At 70.6% G+C, this 14,685-nt stretch carries 15 protein-coding genes and 1 rRNA gene; 5 read left to right on the top strand and 11 right to left on the bottom strand.

Features of this window, described 5'->3' with window-relative positions; translation table 11 throughout:
* Window positions 1–7 precede the first annotated feature (7 nt).
* Window positions 8–124: ribosomal RNA gene (gene rrf / locus ACIBJF_RS28565) — 5S ribosomal RNA — on the top strand.
* A 57-nt stretch (window positions 125–181) separates the two neighbouring features.
* Here the strand turns inward: rrf and ACIBJF_RS28560 are convergent.
* Window positions 182–733 carry a cysteine hydrolase family protein gene (locus ACIBJF_RS28560; RefSeq protein WP_399177946.1) on the bottom strand — a complete coding sequence of 184 codons (552 nt, stop codon included), beginning with the start codon at window positions 731–733 and terminating at the stop codon, window positions 182–184.
* 53 nt (window positions 734–786) lie between these two features.
* On the opposite strand from ACIBJF_RS28560, the gene ACIBJF_RS28555 reads away from it, so the two are divergent.
* Entirely contained in the window at window positions 787–1,353 is a 567-nt protein-coding gene (locus ACIBJF_RS28555; RefSeq protein WP_399177944.1) for a GNAT family N-acetyltransferase, read from the top strand.
* Window positions 1,354–1,377: 24 nt separating this feature from the next.
* Here the strand turns inward: ACIBJF_RS28555 and ACIBJF_RS28550 are convergent, their stop codons facing one another.
* From ACIBJF_RS28550 to ACIBJF_RS28510, 9 genes are all read right to left on the bottom strand, one after another.
* The gene (locus ACIBJF_RS28550) at window positions 1,378–2,880 is read right to left on the bottom strand and encodes a type IV secretory system conjugative DNA transfer family protein (protein ID WP_399177943.1); all 1,503 of its coding nucleotides are present in this window, start codon (window positions 2,878–2,880) and stop codon (window positions 1,378–1,380) included.
* A 41-nt stretch (window positions 2,881–2,921) separates the two neighbouring features.
* Window positions 2,922–4,334, bottom strand: a complete 1,413-nt coding sequence (locus tag ACIBJF_RS28545) for an ATP-binding protein (protein ID WP_399177941.1) — start codon at window positions 4,332–4,334, stop codon at window positions 2,922–2,924.
* A gap of 14 nt (window positions 4,335–4,348) precedes the next feature.
* Window positions 4,349–5,908, bottom strand: a complete 1,560-nt coding sequence (locus tag ACIBJF_RS28540; RefSeq protein WP_399177940.1) for an SCO6880 family protein — start codon at window positions 5,906–5,908, stop codon at window positions 4,349–4,351.
* A complete protein-coding gene (locus ACIBJF_RS28535; protein ID WP_399177938.1) occupies window positions 5,905–7,254 on the bottom strand; it encodes a hypothetical protein in 1,350 nt (449 codons plus the stop codon). Before ACIBJF_RS28535 ends, ACIBJF_RS28540 begins: the two co-directional genes overlap by 4 nt.
* Complete coding sequence (locus ACIBJF_RS28530) at window positions 7,244–8,062, bottom strand: hypothetical protein (RefSeq protein ID WP_399177937.1); 819 nt, start codon at window positions 8,060–8,062, stop codon at window positions 7,244–7,246. The genes ACIBJF_RS28535 and ACIBJF_RS28530 overlap by 11 nt, the downstream gene beginning before the upstream one ends.
* Before the next feature lie 108 nt (window positions 8,063–8,170).
* Entirely contained in the window at window positions 8,171–8,479 is a 309-nt protein-coding gene (locus ACIBJF_RS28525; protein ID WP_014673544.1) for a hypothetical protein, read from the bottom strand.
* Between the two features lie 360 nt (window positions 8,480–8,839).
* Window positions 8,840–8,992, bottom strand: coding sequence for a hypothetical protein (locus tag ACIBJF_RS28520; RefSeq protein ID WP_399177935.1), 153 nt, complete (start codon window positions 8,990–8,992; stop codon window positions 8,840–8,842).
* Window positions 8,993–9,236: 244 nt separating this feature from the next.
* Window positions 9,237–10,598 carry a peptidase S8 gene (locus ACIBJF_RS28515; protein ID WP_399177933.1) on the bottom strand — a complete coding sequence of 454 codons (1,362 nt, stop codon included), beginning with the start codon at window positions 10,596–10,598 and terminating at the stop codon, window positions 9,237–9,239.
* Between the two features lie 288 nt (window positions 10,599–10,886).
* Entirely contained in the window at window positions 10,887–11,510 is a 624-nt protein-coding gene (locus ACIBJF_RS28510) for a TetR/AcrR family transcriptional regulator (protein WP_390682293.1), read from the bottom strand.
* A 53-nt stretch (window positions 11,511–11,563) separates the two neighbouring features.
* Between ACIBJF_RS28510 and ACIBJF_RS28505 the strand changes: the two genes are divergently transcribed.
* The 3 genes from ACIBJF_RS28505 (at window position 11,564) to ACIBJF_RS28495 (ending at window position 14,221) form a co-directional block, all read left to right on the top strand.
* Window positions 11,564–12,466, top strand: coding sequence for an oxidoreductase (locus ACIBJF_RS28505; protein ID WP_399177931.1), 903 nt, complete (start codon window positions 11,564–11,566; stop codon window positions 12,464–12,466).
* Between the two features lie 96 nt (window positions 12,467–12,562).
* Window positions 12,563–13,315 carry an SDR family oxidoreductase gene (locus tag ACIBJF_RS28500; RefSeq protein ID WP_399177930.1) on the top strand — a complete coding sequence of 251 codons (753 nt, stop codon included), beginning with the start codon at window positions 12,563–12,565 and terminating at the stop codon, window positions 13,313–13,315.
* Between the two features lie 135 nt (window positions 13,316–13,450).
* The gene (locus tag ACIBJF_RS28495; RefSeq protein ID WP_399177928.1) at window positions 13,451–14,221 is read left to right on the top strand and encodes a trypsin-like serine peptidase; all 771 of its coding nucleotides are present in this window, start codon (window positions 13,451–13,453) and stop codon (window positions 14,219–14,221) included.
* A gap of 77 nt (window positions 14,222–14,298) precedes the next feature.
* Here ACIBJF_RS28495 and ACIBJF_RS28490 read toward each other — a convergent pair whose 3' ends face one another.
* Window positions 14,299–14,676 (bottom strand): hypothetical protein, encoded by a 378-nt coding sequence (locus ACIBJF_RS28490; protein ID WP_399177926.1) that lies wholly within the window; start codon window positions 14,674–14,676, stop codon window positions 14,299–14,301.
* Window positions 14,677–14,685: the final 9 nt, after the last annotated feature.

Below are 14,685 nucleotides of genomic sequence, written 5' to 3'. Positions count from 1 at the left end.
ATAGTGTTTCGGTGGTCATAGCGTGAGGGAAACGCCCGGTTACATTCCGAACCCGGAAGCTAAGCCTCACAGCGCCGATGGTACTGCAGGGGGGATCCTGTGGGAGAGTAGGACGCCGCCGAACGATTCTTGGGAAAGGCCCACGCCGTACGGCGTGGGCCTTTCTGCATTTCTGCGCCTTTTAGAACGCCACTTCGGCCGTCTTGATGATTCCTCCTCGGCGGCCGGGTGCATGCTGGCCGCTCCAGTACAAGTTGGTGTGGGCGATGACCTGTTCCGGGGCCGGCGCGCCGTACTCGGTGAGGTCCTCCGTCGTGTGCGCGTCGGCGACCAGCGTCGCGTCGTAGCCCCGCACGAGGGCACCGTGCAGGGTGGAGCGGATGCAGAAGTCCGTCTGGGCGCCTGTGACGAAGAGGCGGCCCACTGCGCGCGCCGCGAGGACGGACTCCAGGTCGGTGTCCTCGAAGGAGTCCCGGTAGCTCTTGGCGACCAGGGGCTCGGAGTCGAGTCGCTTCAGCTGCGGGACGTACTCCCAGCTCTCGGTGCCCGGCACCAGTTCCTCGTCCTGGTGCTGCACCCAGATCACCGGCACGTCCGCCGCGCGTGCCCTGTCGATGAGAGTGCCGATGTTCGCGATGACGTCCTCGCGGCCGGGCGAGCTCGGCACCATCACGCCGTTCTGCACGTCGATGACCAGAAGGGCGGTGTGCGGTCGTTCGGGCAGTGTTGTCATGGCTTTCACAATATGGGATGCCGCTGACAACGGGCGGCACTACGGTGGCCCTCATGAGCACCTCGACCAGCGGTGACTACGTCATCCGCGCGATACGACCGGACGACTGGCCCCGGGTGAAGGAGCTGCGGCTGGACGCCCTGCGGGACCCGATCGCGCACCTCGCCTTCCTGGAGACGTACGAGGAGGGCGCGGCCAAGCCCGACTTCTTCTATCAGGAGCGGGCCGCGCGGTCGGCCGAGGATCAGAGCGTGGCGCGGCAGTTCATCGCCGAGGCGCCCGACGGTACCTGGGCCGGCTCGGTGACCGTGCTCATCGAGGAAGCCGGGATGACGGACTGGGCCGGGCATGCCGTCGAGCGTCGGCAGGGGCATGTGGTCGGGGTGTTCATCCGGCCCGAGCACCGCGGGAACGGGCTGATCAAGGCCCTGTTCGACGCCGGTGTGGCATGGGCGCGGGAACGAGGTGCGGAGCGGGTGCGCCTGCTGGTGCACGAGGAGAACGCCCGTGCCCAGGGGGCGTATCGCAAGGTCGGGTTCGCGCCCAGCGGTGTGGTCGTGCCGCACGTCAGGGACGAGGCGCAGAACGAGGTGGAGTTCGCTCTGGAGTGGCCGTCCTAGGCCGGCCGTCCCGGGTCGGCTTTCTCAGACCGGTAGTTCCCGGTGCGGCCAGCGGGAGCGGGCCTGTTCGCGGGAGCGGAGCAGGGCGAGGGCGGGCAGGCCCTGGTCGGGGCCGGTGCTGAGCAGCTCGGGGAGCTGGGGGACGGGGGCCACGGCCGCGATGTCGTCCAGGACGAGGGTGAGTGGTGGGTCGAGCCGACCGGAGGATGACCGTTCGGCCATGCGCCGGCCGCGCTCGACCACGCTGGAGACGAGTGCCGTCAGGAGGGGCATCGCGCCCGGGTTGCTTCTGGGGTCCTCGATGGATTCACCGACCACATAAAGCGTGCCCCCCTCGTCGACGAAGGAATCCAGTGACAGGGCATCTGTTCGGTTCGGTGTGCAGGCCTCGCGGATGTTCACGGTGAACAGGGCCGAGAGGGCTCGGCTGGTCAGTTCCTGGGCGATGTCGCGGCGTTCGGGGTGTGCGGTGAGCGCGGCCTCGAGCTCGCCCGCGGCGCCGGGGGCGGCCTTGGCGTGGGTGCGGAGGGTGCGTACGGCGTCCTGGACCTGGGTGCCCTGGGACCAGCGGTGGACGTGGCGGATGGTGCGGTTCTCCAGCGCGGCGGCGTGGAGGTAGCTCCGGAGCAGGGTCAGTGCCGTCTCGGCGACCGCCTGGTCGATCTTGGCCGTGGGTTGGACGGGGGCGAGGAGGGCGGTGGCTCTGTTGAGCGCGCTCTGTTTGTCCTCGCAGCCGGCTGTGGGGGACCAGTGGAGACGGGCCGGGGTGTCGCAGAGGTGGGTGGGGTCGTAGAGGAGGGTGGGGCCCAGCTTGGCCCTGGCGTCCTTCGTCTCCGCCCACAGGGCGGGGTTCGAGGTGACGACGAGTGCGGGGCCCGGCGCGTCCTGGATGGCCTGGGCCGCGGCCGTCTGGCGGCCTTCCCTGGGCGCGACGACGACCTTCTCCCAACCGCGCACCCGCTCGCCTTCGACCGGCAGCTGAGCGACAGGGGCGGCGGTGGGAGGGGGCGTCTCCCGCACAGGCACCACCGGCGCGGGCACCGGCTCTGGCCTCGGCTCCGACCTCGGCACAGGCGTCGGCTCGGTGGTGCGCGGGACCGGGACCTCATGCCGCTGCTCCGGCTCCGCCGGCACCCCTTTCTGGGCCCGCGCCCGCGCTCTGCCCGCCCGCCACCTCGCCACCACACCCATCACGAACACGGTGACGACGAACAGGACCATCAGCTGGCCGATGAACAGGCCCCAGAACAGGCCCCAGCCGGAGAGCTCGGAGGCGGGGGTGTCGGGCCAGGCGCCGGTGATGTCGTGGGGTTCGCCGATGAGGTGGCGCATGGCGAGGGGGGTGCGGGTGAAGGTGACGGCGTGCGGCCAGGCGCCCTTGGCGAAGAGGGCCGCGAGGCCGGTGGCCGTCCACACCAGCACGGTCATGCCGAGGAGGAACGCGAGTATGCCGATCAGCAGGCCGTCGGGGATGCCGCCCTGGCCCTCCCGGCGGTCCTCACGGCGGTCGCGAGCGTCCGGTCTCACCCGTTCCTCCCCTGCCTCTGCCCCGGCTCCTGCCTCTGCCCCTACGCCACCGTCGACTCGGAGTCGCCCAGATGCTGTTCCACGAAGGCCGCCGCCCGCTGCTCGGCCTCCAGTTCGGCGGCGCGCAGCGCGTCGTCGGCCGTGAGGTCGCTGGAGGACTCGGTCATCGCGCGGTCGGTGAAGACCAGCGGGCGTTCCGTCTCCGTGACCAGGTGTTTGACCACCTGGACATTGCCGTTGACGTCCCATACGGCGATGCCGGGCGTCAGTGTCGGGATGATTTCCACGGCCCACCTCGGCAAACCCAGCACCCGGCCGGTGGCCCGGGCCTCGTCGGCCTTCTGGGCGTAGATGGTCCTGGTGGAGGCCATCTTCAGGATCGCCGCCGCCTCCTTGGCCGCGGCTCCGTCCACGACGTCGGACAGGTGGTGCACCACCGCCACGAACGAAAGACCCAGCCGGCGGCCGAACTTCAGCAGGCGCTGGAACAACTGGGCCACGAACGGGCTGTTGATGATGTGCCAGGCCTCCTCGACCAGGAAGATGCGCTTCTTGCGGTCGGGGCGGATCCAGGTGTGCTCCAGCCACACGCCGACGATCGCCATGAGGATGGGCATGGCGATGGAGTTGCGGTCGATGTGGGAGAGGTCGAAGACGATCAGCGGGGCGTCCAGATCGATCCCCACGGTCGTCGGGCCGTCGAACATGCCGCGCAGGTCACCGTCGACCAGCCGGTCCAGCACCAGGGCCACGTCCAGGCCCCAGGCCCGTACGTCGTCTATGGCGACGTTCATCGCCTCGGCCGACTCCGGCTCGGGGTGCCGTAGCTGCTCGACGATGTCGGTGAGGACCGGCTGGCGGTCGACGATCGTCTCGTTGACGAAGGAGTGGGCGACCTTGAGGGCGAAGCCGGAGCGCTCGTCCAGGCCGTGGCCCATCGCGACCTCGATGATCGTCCGGAGTAGCGCGAGCTGGCCGGTGGTGGTGATGGCCGGGTCGAGCGGGTTGAGGCGGATCCCGTGGTCCAGCGCCGCCGTGGGGTCCAGCCGGATGGGGGTTATCCCCAGCTCCTCCGCGATGAGGTTCCACTCGCCCACGCCGTCCTCGCCCTGGGCGTCCAGGACGACGACCTGGCGGTCCTTGAAGCGCAGCTGGCGCAGGACGTAGGTCTTCTCCAGGGCCGACTTGCCGTTGCCGGACTCGCCGAGGACCAGCCAGTGCGGGGCCGGGAGCTGCTGGCCGTAGAGCTGGAAGGGGTCGTAGATGTAGCCCTTTCCGGAGTACACCTCGCGGCCGATGATGACGCCCGAGTCGCCGAGGCCGGGCGCGGCCGTGGGCAGGTAGACCGCCTGGGCCTGGCCCGTGGAGGTGCGCACCGGCAGCCGGGTCGTCTCGACCTTCCCGAAGAGGAAGGAGGTGAAGGCGTCGGTGAGGACGGACAGCGGATCCCGCATCGGTGAATCAGCCCCTACCTTCGGATGCCGGTGGCGAAGGGAAGTGTGTTCACGAAGGCGCGGTGGTGCTCTCGGTCGCACCACTCCAGCTTGAGATACGACTTGCCGGCGGAGGCCCTTATCGTGCGCTTGTCGCGGTTCAGGGCCTCCGGGGTGCGGGCGGAGACGGTGATGTAGCCGACGAGGTTGACGCCCGCCGCGCCGCTCGCGAGGTCTTCGCCTCTCTGGTCGAGGCGGTTGTGGGCGGCGACGTCGCGTGGGTCGACGGTGCGGTTCATCTTGGCGGCGCGGGACGCCTCGGCCTCGTCGTTGGTCTTCTCGGTCAGCATGCGTTCGATGGCTACCTCGGTGGGTTCGAGATCCATCGTCACCGCGACCGTTCGGATGACGTCCGGGGTGTGGACGAGGAGGGGCGCGAGGAAGTTGACCCCGACCGGGGTCATGGGCCACTCCTTCACCCACGCGGTGGCGTGGCACCAGGGGGCGCGGGTGTTGGACTCGCGGGTCTTGGCCTGGAGGTAGGTGGGCTCCATGGCGTCGAGCTCGGCCGGCCAGGCGTTGCGCTTGGTCATCGCCTGGATGTGGTCGATGGGGTGGTCCGGGTCGTACATGGAGTGGATGAGGGAGGCGAGCCGGCCCTGGCCGAGCGGCTGGCGGACCCGGATGTCGGCCTCCTGGAGCCGGGAGCAGATGTCGGTCAGCTCGCGGGCCATGACCACCGCCAGTCCCGCGTCCCGGTCGACCTTGCCGCCGCGGGCGCGGACGGCGCGGGCCATGGCGTTCGCCTCGGCGGCGAGCTCGCGCGTGTAGTGCATGCAGGCGACGAGGTAGGCGCGGTGCTGCTCGCTGCTGGTGGACACCATGGACTGCAGCTGGTCGTACGACTGCCGCAGCCACTGCGGGGAGCGGTCGTCGCCGCGCACGGTGACGTCCTTGGCGTGGGCGTCGGGGTCGGCGGGCAGGGTGCGGGCGAGCATCTGCAGCCGGGTGACGAACCCGTCGCCGTTGGCGACGTGCTTGAGGAGCGTGCCGAAGCGGTCGACGAGGGCCTCCTGGTCCTCGGAGTCGCGCAGGCCGACGCCGGGGCCTTCGATCTCGATGGCGGCGGTGACGGTCTTCCGGTCGGCGTGCAGCAGTACGGCGATCTCGTCGGGCCCGAAGGGGGCGGCGAGCCAGGTGATGCGGCCGATGCCCGGGGGCGGGCCGATCTCGATCTCCCGTCCGTCGAGCCGGGTGCCCGCCTCCATGACGCCCGACCGGTAGACGGCGTGGCCGCCCTTGACGGTGCGCTTGTAACTGCGGTTGATCTCGAACCACTTGTAGAAGGTGCGGCGCTTGTACGGCACGTACACCGCGGCGAGCGCGAGCAGCGGGAAGCCCGTCAGCAGCACGATGCGCAGGGACAGGACCGGGACGAGGAGGCCGCACATCATGCCGAGGAACGCGCCCGCGACGATCAGCGCGATCTCGCCGGACTCGCGGTTCCGGCCGATGATCGCGTTCGGCCGGGCGCGGCCGATGAGATACGTACGGCGGGGCGTGACCGGATGGGACAGGTGGGACTCGGTCGTCAACGCCCTTCACCTCCCGTGCGGTTGACGTTGCGGGTGTTGCCGGCGTGCGGGGTGTTGACCGGGCTCGGCGCGCGAGGCGCGGGCGTGGCGGAGGGGACGGCTCCGCCGCCCCCGGTGGGGGTACGGCTGCTGTGGGCGGCGACACCGCCGGTGGCGGGGTTGGCCGGGCGCGGGGCGCTGCTGCCGGCTTGTCCGCCGCCGGCTCCGTTGTTGTCGGCGCGGGAGCTGTGGGTCTTGATGCCCTGGGCGACGAGGGTGGCGGGGGAGCTGATGACGGCGGCGGCTTTGGACTCGGCGCCCTGCATGATGCGGTTGTTGCGGCCGCCCGCGATCTCGTCGCCGAAGCCGGGGACGAAGCGGTAGATCATCGCGCTGGCGAAGATGGCGAGCAGGATGATGGCGAGGCCGGAGACGACGGCGGAGAAGGCGTCGGGGCCGTTGCCGGAGGAGAGGGCGCCGGCGAGCCCGAGCACGATGACGACGACGGGCTTGACGAGGATCACGGCGATCATGATCCCGGCCCAGCGGCGTACGTGTCCCCACAGGTTCTTGTCGACGAGGCCCGCGTAGACGACGGTGCCGAGGAGGGCGCCGACGTAGAGGAGGGCGGCTCTGATGACGAGCTCCAGCCAGAGGACGCCGGCGGCGAGGATGCTGACCAGGGAGACCACGATCAGCATGATCGGGCCGCCGCCGATGTCGGTGCCCTTGCCGAGGGCGCCGGAGAAGGTGCCGAAGAACGTGTCGGCCTGGTCGCCGGTGGCCTTGGCGAGGACGTCGGTCACTCCGTCGGTCGCGGATACGACCGTGTAGAGGATCAGCGGGGTGAAGGCGGAGGCGAGCACCGTCAGCCACAGGAATCCGACGGCTTCCGAGATGGCGGTGGTCAGCGGCACGCCGCGCACGGCTCGCTTGGCCACGGCCAGCAGCCACAGCAGGAGCGTGAGGATCGTGGACGCGGCGAAGACGATCGCGTACTGCTGCAGGAACTTGGGGTTGGTGAAGTCGACGTTGGCCGTCTCCTTCACGGCCTTGCCGAGCTTGTCGATGGTCCAGGAGGCGGCTTCGGCACAGCCTTTGGCGAGGGAGGACAGGGGGTCGAGGGCGGAGGTGTCCGGGACGTTGGAACCTCCTGAGCCGCTGGAGGTGTTGCCGCGTTCGCAGTACTTCTTCGCCTCGCCGGAGATGACGTCGCAGTTGTACTTCTTCGACGGTGAGGGCGAAGCGCCGCCGGAAGGGCTGGGTGAGGGCGCGGCGAAGGCACGTGTGGCCAGCAGTACGGCGGTGGTCTGGACGGCTGTCACGACTCCGGCGAGCTTAAGCGCACGTCGCGGGCTACCGGGCATACGTGAACCCTCCGTACTCTTCGATGGCCTTGCTGATCTCGTCGGAGGTGGCGGCCTTGTCGTCGCCGGGTACCGGTGCGGGGCCGTCCTTCTGGGTGTCGGAGGTGATCTTCCAGTCGCCCCCGGACCACTGCAGGTCGAACGTCCAGGTCTTCCAGGACGAGGTGACGGGGTCCGTCGAGGAGCTGCCGGCCATGCCGATGAGCCCCACGTACCAGACCGCCACCTTGGCGTCGTTCGCCGTGTAGTGCTGCACCGTCGTGCCGACCGGGACCACCCGGGAGACGAACGTACTGCCGTTCGGCGGATTGCCTGACGCGTCGAGGCCCATCTTGGCGAGAAAGTCGGGCGAGTAGGCCTGGTCCATCGGGCCCTGGAGTCTGGCCGCCGCTGCGGAGGTGTAGAGCAGGTGCAGAAGGTCGTCGCGGCTGTCCTTGTTGAACATGCCCGTCGAACCCAGCGCCACGGCGTAGTTCGAGGCGGCCGACTGCGCTCCCTGCTCCGTGTGGGCGAATCCCGTCGGTACACCCGCGGACTTGCTGTCCACGGGACGGGTTCCGCTGGCCGCCGTGGGCGCGGCCGCCGGCTTGTGGGTCTTCGCGGTCGAGCCGTCCGCGGACGAGTCGTCCCCCCTGTTGGCAAAAGCGATCGCCGCGATGAGGAGGACCACTACGCCGACCACCGTGACCAGGCTTCGGGAGGAGGAGCGGCCGGTGCGGCGGGGGGCGCCGCCGTAGGGGTCGGTTTCGGGGAGGCGGGTGCGGGTGTGGCCCGCGTCGTCGTAGGCCTGGTCGTCTCCGGAGGTCATGGCGTGCGCGCTCCCTCACCCTCGTAGGCGTACGACGGTAGCCGTGCTGCTTGCCGCGCGGGCGCGGTGTGGTGACTCGACATCAGGGAGACGCAACCTTCAGGGGACTCAGACCGCCATGCCGTACACGATCGTGAACAGGGTGCCGAGGGAGCCGATGATGAAGACCCCGGTCAGGCCGGCGATGATGAGGCCCTTGCCCTGCTCGGCGCTGAAGGTGTCGCGGAGGGCGGTCGCGCCGATGCGCTGTTTGGCCGCACCCCAGACCGCGATGCCGAGGCACAGGAGGATGGCCACGGCCATCACCACCTCGATCATCACCTTCGCCTCGTTGCCCAGGCTGCCGAAGGGGCCCCAGTCCGGAGCGATTCCGCCGATGATGGTGTTGATGTCTCCCTTGTCGGCCGCAAAGAGCATGTAAGTCACCGCCCCTGGTGGGTAGTTCCGCGTGGCCCCCGCGGTGTGCGGAGGGCAGGTCTCATTGTCGCCGACAACTTCGCGGTCGTATGTCGACTTGACGTCATTGGCTGGCGGGTTTCGTGCGAGTAGCGCGTACGGTCACTCTGTGTATCACGGCAGGTCACGCCGGGCAACGAGGTCCGACCGGAACCTGTCATGTGGTTGGGCCGTTGTCCTCCTTTACGACCTGGCACGCTTTCTGACGGCTGGTCGGGTGAGGCGTCGAGATGATGTTCTCATGGGAGGGGACGGCGAACAGGACATGGCCCCGGCGGCGGGTGCCGTCGGGGCCCGTGGCCTGCGGAGCAGTGGGTGCGGTCAGCCGGTGAAGGCCGTCACGCCCTCGGGGGTGCCCCAGCCCGTCGTGAACTTGGCCGGGTAACTCCCCCTCGGCGGGGTGCCGGCGAGGGCGTGGGCGCCAGTGGTGGTGCGCTTGGCGCAGTAGGAGACGCACTTCACGCCCAGGGCCACCGCCGACCTTCTTGAAGCGGCCGTTGGCGCGGTGGTGCAGTCCGGTATGCCGTAGTACGAGCGGTACTCGGTCGGGTCCTTGACCCAATTCGCCGGTGGTTCAAGGGCCTTGCCCAGGTCAGGGAAAACGGGCCGCGGCCGGCTGCCGTGACCCGTCTTCCTCTCCGTGCCGCCGAGGGGACCCCACGTCCCCCTCACACCGGCGGCTCCCCGTGACCCGACGGGGTGGTTCGGGCGGTGGTGCTCAGCTCGCGCCGAAGGCGCTCGTACCCTCCGGGGTGCCCCAGCCGGTCGGGCCGTCGTAGCTGGACCGGGCGGTGCAGAAGTACGCCGTGGCGCAGCTGCCGTTGCTGCCGCTGGTGACGTCGTTCAGGGCGGAGGTGCCGGCCGCGCCGTACGGGTACTGGGCCGGGTAGTCGCTGCTGCCCGGGGTGCCGGCGAGGGCGTAGACCGAGGCGATGATCGGCGCCGAGGCGCTGGTGCCGCCGTAGGTGTTCCAGCCGGTGCCGTCGGAGCCGTAGGTGTCGTAGACGGAGACGCCGGTGGCGGGGTCGGCCACGGCGGACACGTCGGCGATCATGCGCTTGGCGCAGCCGGAGTCGGTCTGCCAGGCCGGCTTGGCGTCGTAGGCGGAGCAGCCGGAGCCGGTGCCCTCGGTGCCGGAGGTGTTCCAGACGGACTCGGTCCAGCCGCGGCTGTCGGAGGAGGCCGACAGGCTGGTGCCGCCGACGGCGGTCACGTACCGGGAGGCGGCCGGGTACTCGGCGCCGTAGCCCTCGTCGCCCGCGCTGGCGGTGATGGCGACGCCCGGGTGCTTGTAGTACGAGGTGTCGTACGTCGTGTCGGAGGACGACTCGGAGCCGCCGTAGCTGTTGGAGACGAACCGGGCGCCCAGCTTCACGGCCTCGTTCACCGCGGTGCCCAGGTTGGCGTCGGACGCGGACTTCGCCTCCACCAGCAGGATGTTGCAGTTCGGGCAGGTGGCGCTGACCATGTCGAGGTCGAGGGAGATCTCACCGGCCCAGCCGCTGTCGGCGGAGGGCAGGGAGGTCGTGGAGCCGGTCTGGCCGACCTTGCTGAAGCAGCCGTTGCCGGTGGTGCAGTCCGGCAGGCCGTAGTACGACCGGTAGGCCGCGAGGTCGGACTCGGCGTTCGGGTCGTCGTAGGCGTCGACGATGGCGACGGTCTCGCCCGAGCCGCCCGCGGAGGCGGCGTCGGTCAGGCCGTACGCCGACTGGATGTCGCCCGGGCCGTAGCCGGTCGGGGAGTCGGAGGCGGCGTCGGGCCTCACCGTCCTGGGGGAGATGCCCTTCAGGGCCGCCTGCTTCTCCATGAAGGCGGTGGTGCCGCCGGTGACGCGCAGCGCGTCGCAGGCGGCGTAGCCCTTCTTCGGGGTGGCGCCGCACGCCTTCTCGTAGCGGACGTGGGCCTTGGCGACCTGGGCGGCGATGGTCCTGGCGCTCACCTTGTGGGGCGTGGCGGCGGCTTCGGCGTGGGTGGCGGTGGTCAGGCCGGCGGCGAGAAGTGCGGCGGTGGCCGCGGCTGCCGATCCGATCCGGCGCCATCTGCCCGGTATGTGGGGGGTGTTGGGGGTGGTCGTACGCAAGGTACAGCCTCCTGGGAGTGGTGGTCAGAGGCCTGCGGGTGTGGGGGCCACCGGTGGGTGACCGGTGGGGGCGGCGGCCCGCGACGACCATCGCGTTGTTGAGTACGCGACAACAAGAGGCTTTCGGAATTCTGACTTCCGCGTTACTCAAGGCAGTTGGCGGATTGCTGGCCAATGGCAGTGTGCTGGTGCTGTGCTGGGCATGGCTTGACCCGGGGCACAGGTTCCGCACAGAGGGGATCGGCCGGAATCAGCGGCGGTTCACCGGTCTCGCAGGGCTTATCGGGCTCATCGGGGCTTGAGGCCGTGGAGCAGCAGGTGGACGTGTTCGTCCAGGCCGTGCATGGCCTCCTCGGCGTCGAGCGCGCAGGCGGCGATGAGGGCGGCGAGGCCGTGCAGGCTCGCGGCGGCGATCATGGTGATCCGCTCGGGGTCGCCGGCGACGATCTCGCCCTGCTCCTGCGCCTCCGCGATCATCCGGGCGAAGGAGCCGAGGGACTCGTCGACGGCGGCGGCGAGCTGGGCGGAGCTGTCGGGCGCGTGCTTGCGCGCGAACATCAGCTCCAGCAGCTCCGGGTTCTCGACGGCGAAGCCGAGATAGGCGCGGGCGAGCGCCGCCATGCGTCCCTCGAAGGTGAGGCCGGGCTGCTCTGTGGCGGCGCGCAGGGCCTGGTTCAGGCGCTCGTAGCCGTCCAGCGCGAGGGCGTCTATGAGCGCCTGCTTGTCCTTGAAGTGCCGGCCGGGGGCCGCGTGGCTCACCCCGACGTCCCGGGCCAGCTCGCGCAGCGAGAGCGCGCCGACACCCTTCTCGCGCAGGGTGCGTTCGGCGCTCTTGAGCAGAGCGGCGCGCAGGTCTCCGTGGTGATAGGGGCGGTTCGTCGATGACGGGGACATGCGCGGCATGCGGACCATCGTAACCCGATGTTGTCATTGACATCATTGTTGTCGGTGCCTACTTTGGAGGCATGACCGATAAATGGAACGCGACCCACCTCCCCGACCTGACCGGCCGTACGGCCGTCGTCACCGGTGCCAACAGCGGCATCGGCTTCGTCGCCGCCGAGGCACTGGCCCGGGCCGGAGCGCATGTGGTGTTCGCCGTACGGGATCTCGCGCGGGGCGGCGCCGCCGCGGCGAAGGTGAGCGGCAGCACCGAGGTGCGCCGCCTGGACCTGGCCGACCTGGACTCCGTACGGGAGTTCGCGGCCGGCTGGGACCGCCCGCTGGATCTGCTGATCAACAACGCGGGCGTGATGATGCTCCCGGAGCAGCGCACCAAGCAGGGCTTCGAGATGCAGTTCGGCACGAACCACCTGGGCCACTTCGCGCTGACGAACCTGCTGCTGCCGTATGTGACGGACCGGGTGGTGACGGTGGCCTCCGGCGCTCACCGCTTCGGCGACGGAGTGATCCACTTCGAGGACGTGAACCTGCGCGGCCGCTACACCCCGACCCGCGCCTACGCCCAGTCCAAGCTGGCCAACCTCCTGTTCACGCTGGAACTGCAGCGCCGCCTCGCCGAGGCCGGCTCCCCGGTCCGGGCCCTGGCCGCGCACCCCGGCTGGGCTGCCACGAACCTCCAGAGCCACCACGCGAACCCGCTGATGAGGGGCGCCATGGGGGTCGGCAACAGGCTGTTCGCCCAGAGCGACAAGGCCGGCGCCCAGCCCACGCTCTACGCCGCGAGCCAGGATCTTCCCGGCGCGTCCTACGTCGGCCCGGCCGGCCTCGGCGAGATGCGCGGCGCCCCCACGCTGGTCGGCCGCAGCGCGGCGGCCAGCGATCCGGAGGCGGCCCGGCGCCTGTGGACCCTGTCGGAGGAGCTGACCGGGGTGGACTGGGGCCTGAAGCCGGTCAGCCGACCGTGAGGGGGCCAGGGGGCGCGAAGGTGCGGGCGGCAGCCGTCGTACCGAGTGCCGGGGCACTCCTTGGGCATACGACCCGTTGTGCGTGAGAGTCCATCGGTGAACTTCCGGCTCGACGGCCGTACCGCCCTCGTGACCGGCTCGGTGCGCGGGCTCGGGCTGGAGATGGCGCGGGGGCTGGCCGGGGCCGGGGCGCGGGTCGTCCTGAACGGGCGGAGCCCGGCGAGCCTGGAGCCCGTGGTGGCGCGGTTGCGGGCGCAGGAGGGGTACGACGTCACCGCCGCCGCCTTCGACGTCACCGACCGGGAGGCCGCCGAGGAGGTGGTGCGGGGCCTCGGTGATGTCGACATCCTGGTCAACAACGTGGGCCACCGCGACCGGCGGGGTGTGACCGAGATGGCCCCCAGGGAGCTGGCCGCGCTGCTCGACGTCTATCTGACCTCGGCGTACGCCCTGAGCCAGACGGTGGCGAGGGGGCTGACCGCGCGGGGAGCGGCGGGCCGGATCATCAACGTCTCCTCGGTGGTCGGCCAACTGGGCCGCACCGGAGACGTCGCCTACGCCACGGCGAAGGCGGGCCTCGACGGCCTGACCCGGGCCCTGGCCGCCAACCTCGGCGCGAGCGGTACGACGGTCAATTCGATCGCACCGGGCACGTTCGCGACCGACGTCAACGCGGAACTGGCGGCCGACCCCGAGTGGGAGCGGTGGCTGCGGACGCGCACGGCACTGGGGCGGTGGGGGCGGCCGGAGGAGATCGCGGGGGTCGTGGTGTTCCTGGCGAGCGATGCGGCGTCCTTCATCACGGGGCAGACGATCGCGGTGGACGGGGGGATGACGACGAGCTTCTGAAGAGTTGACCTTGCGTGATCGTGCCTGGTCAGACGGGTATTGCGGGTGGATGTCGCGCCCATCGGGACGTTTCACAGGAAAATCTCAGCTAAGTCGCAGCGGGATTCTCACGTTCGTGGGGGACAGTGACGTCTGATGAAGCGCATCTCACGCATCACGGTCACCTCGCGTCCCGCGCTGCTGGGCGCCGTGGTGATGCTCGCCATGACCTCGGCGTCCGTGGCGGCCGCCGATGACGGGCCGGGGCCCCTGGGGGTCACCGCCGATGTCGTCGCGACCCGGCAGACGGCGCGGGTCGGCGCGCTGTTCGGCGCGGATCGGGCCGACGATCTGTCCGGCGGCCACTTCTGCACGGCCTCGGTCGTGCACAGCCCGCGGGGCAATCTCCTCGTCACCGCCGCGCACTGCGTGGGCGAGGCCGACAGCGATCTGGTGTTCGTGCCGGGCTACCGGGACGGGCAGGCGCCGTACGGGGTGTGGAAGGTCGGCAAGCGCTACCTGCCCGACGGCTGGGCCAAGGACCAGGACGAGGACAGCGACCTGGCCCTCGTCACCGTCGACGACCTGGACGGCAGGCGGATCGAGGACGTGGTGGGAGCCAACCGGTTCACGCCCGGTACGGCCACCGGGGCCACCGCCGTCACCCTCGTCGGCTACCCCGACTCGCGTGAGGTGCCCATCAGTTGCACCAACAAGCCGGTCGCGCACAGCAGCACCCAGCAGCGCATCGACTGCCCCTCCTTCGCCAGCGGCACCAGCGGCAGCCCGTGGATCAACGGGGACCACCAGGTCGTCGGCATCCTCGGCGGCCACGAGGAGGGCGGTTCGACCGACGACGTGTCGTACAGCGTGGTGCTGGGCAGCAAGGCGGCCGAGCTGTACAAGGACGCGATCGGCGATCCCTGAAGTGCGGGCGGTGCGCAGGCGGCCGCCGCGGGGGGTGCCCCCCACGACAGCCGCCCTTCGGAAGGCCTGACCGCCGCTCAGCGGCTCGCCGCGACCGGCGAGGTCTTCCCCTCCGTCGCCGCCACCGCCGGCTTCTCGGTCGCGGCCTTGGCCGCCGCTGCCGCCGCCGTGCGCTGGGCGACCCGGCGCAGGTACAGGTTGTCGAAGACGAGCGCTGGCGCGGTCGGCGAGGCGCCGACCGCCTGCATGCCGGCCGGGATCACGCCGGTCGGCGCGGAGACGACGAACGCGGTGCTCGGGACGACGTCCATGAAGAGGACACCGTTGAGCGGGCCGAGGTAGCGGTCGCCGAAGTTCCATCCGAGGACGCCCACGAAACGCCGCCGGTTGCCGGAGGAGCCGGCCCGCACGGAGGACGCGATGTCGGCGCGCGGATGGTGGTGGAATCGCCGCACAGAGCCTCT

Origin of the sequence: Streptomyces sp. NPDC050743 (assembly GCF_044456925.1) — a bacterium.
Lineage (GTDB): Bacteria > Actinomycetota > Actinomycetes > Streptomycetales > Streptomycetaceae > Streptomyces.
This window is presented reverse-complemented; position numbering and strand designations above follow the sequence as displayed.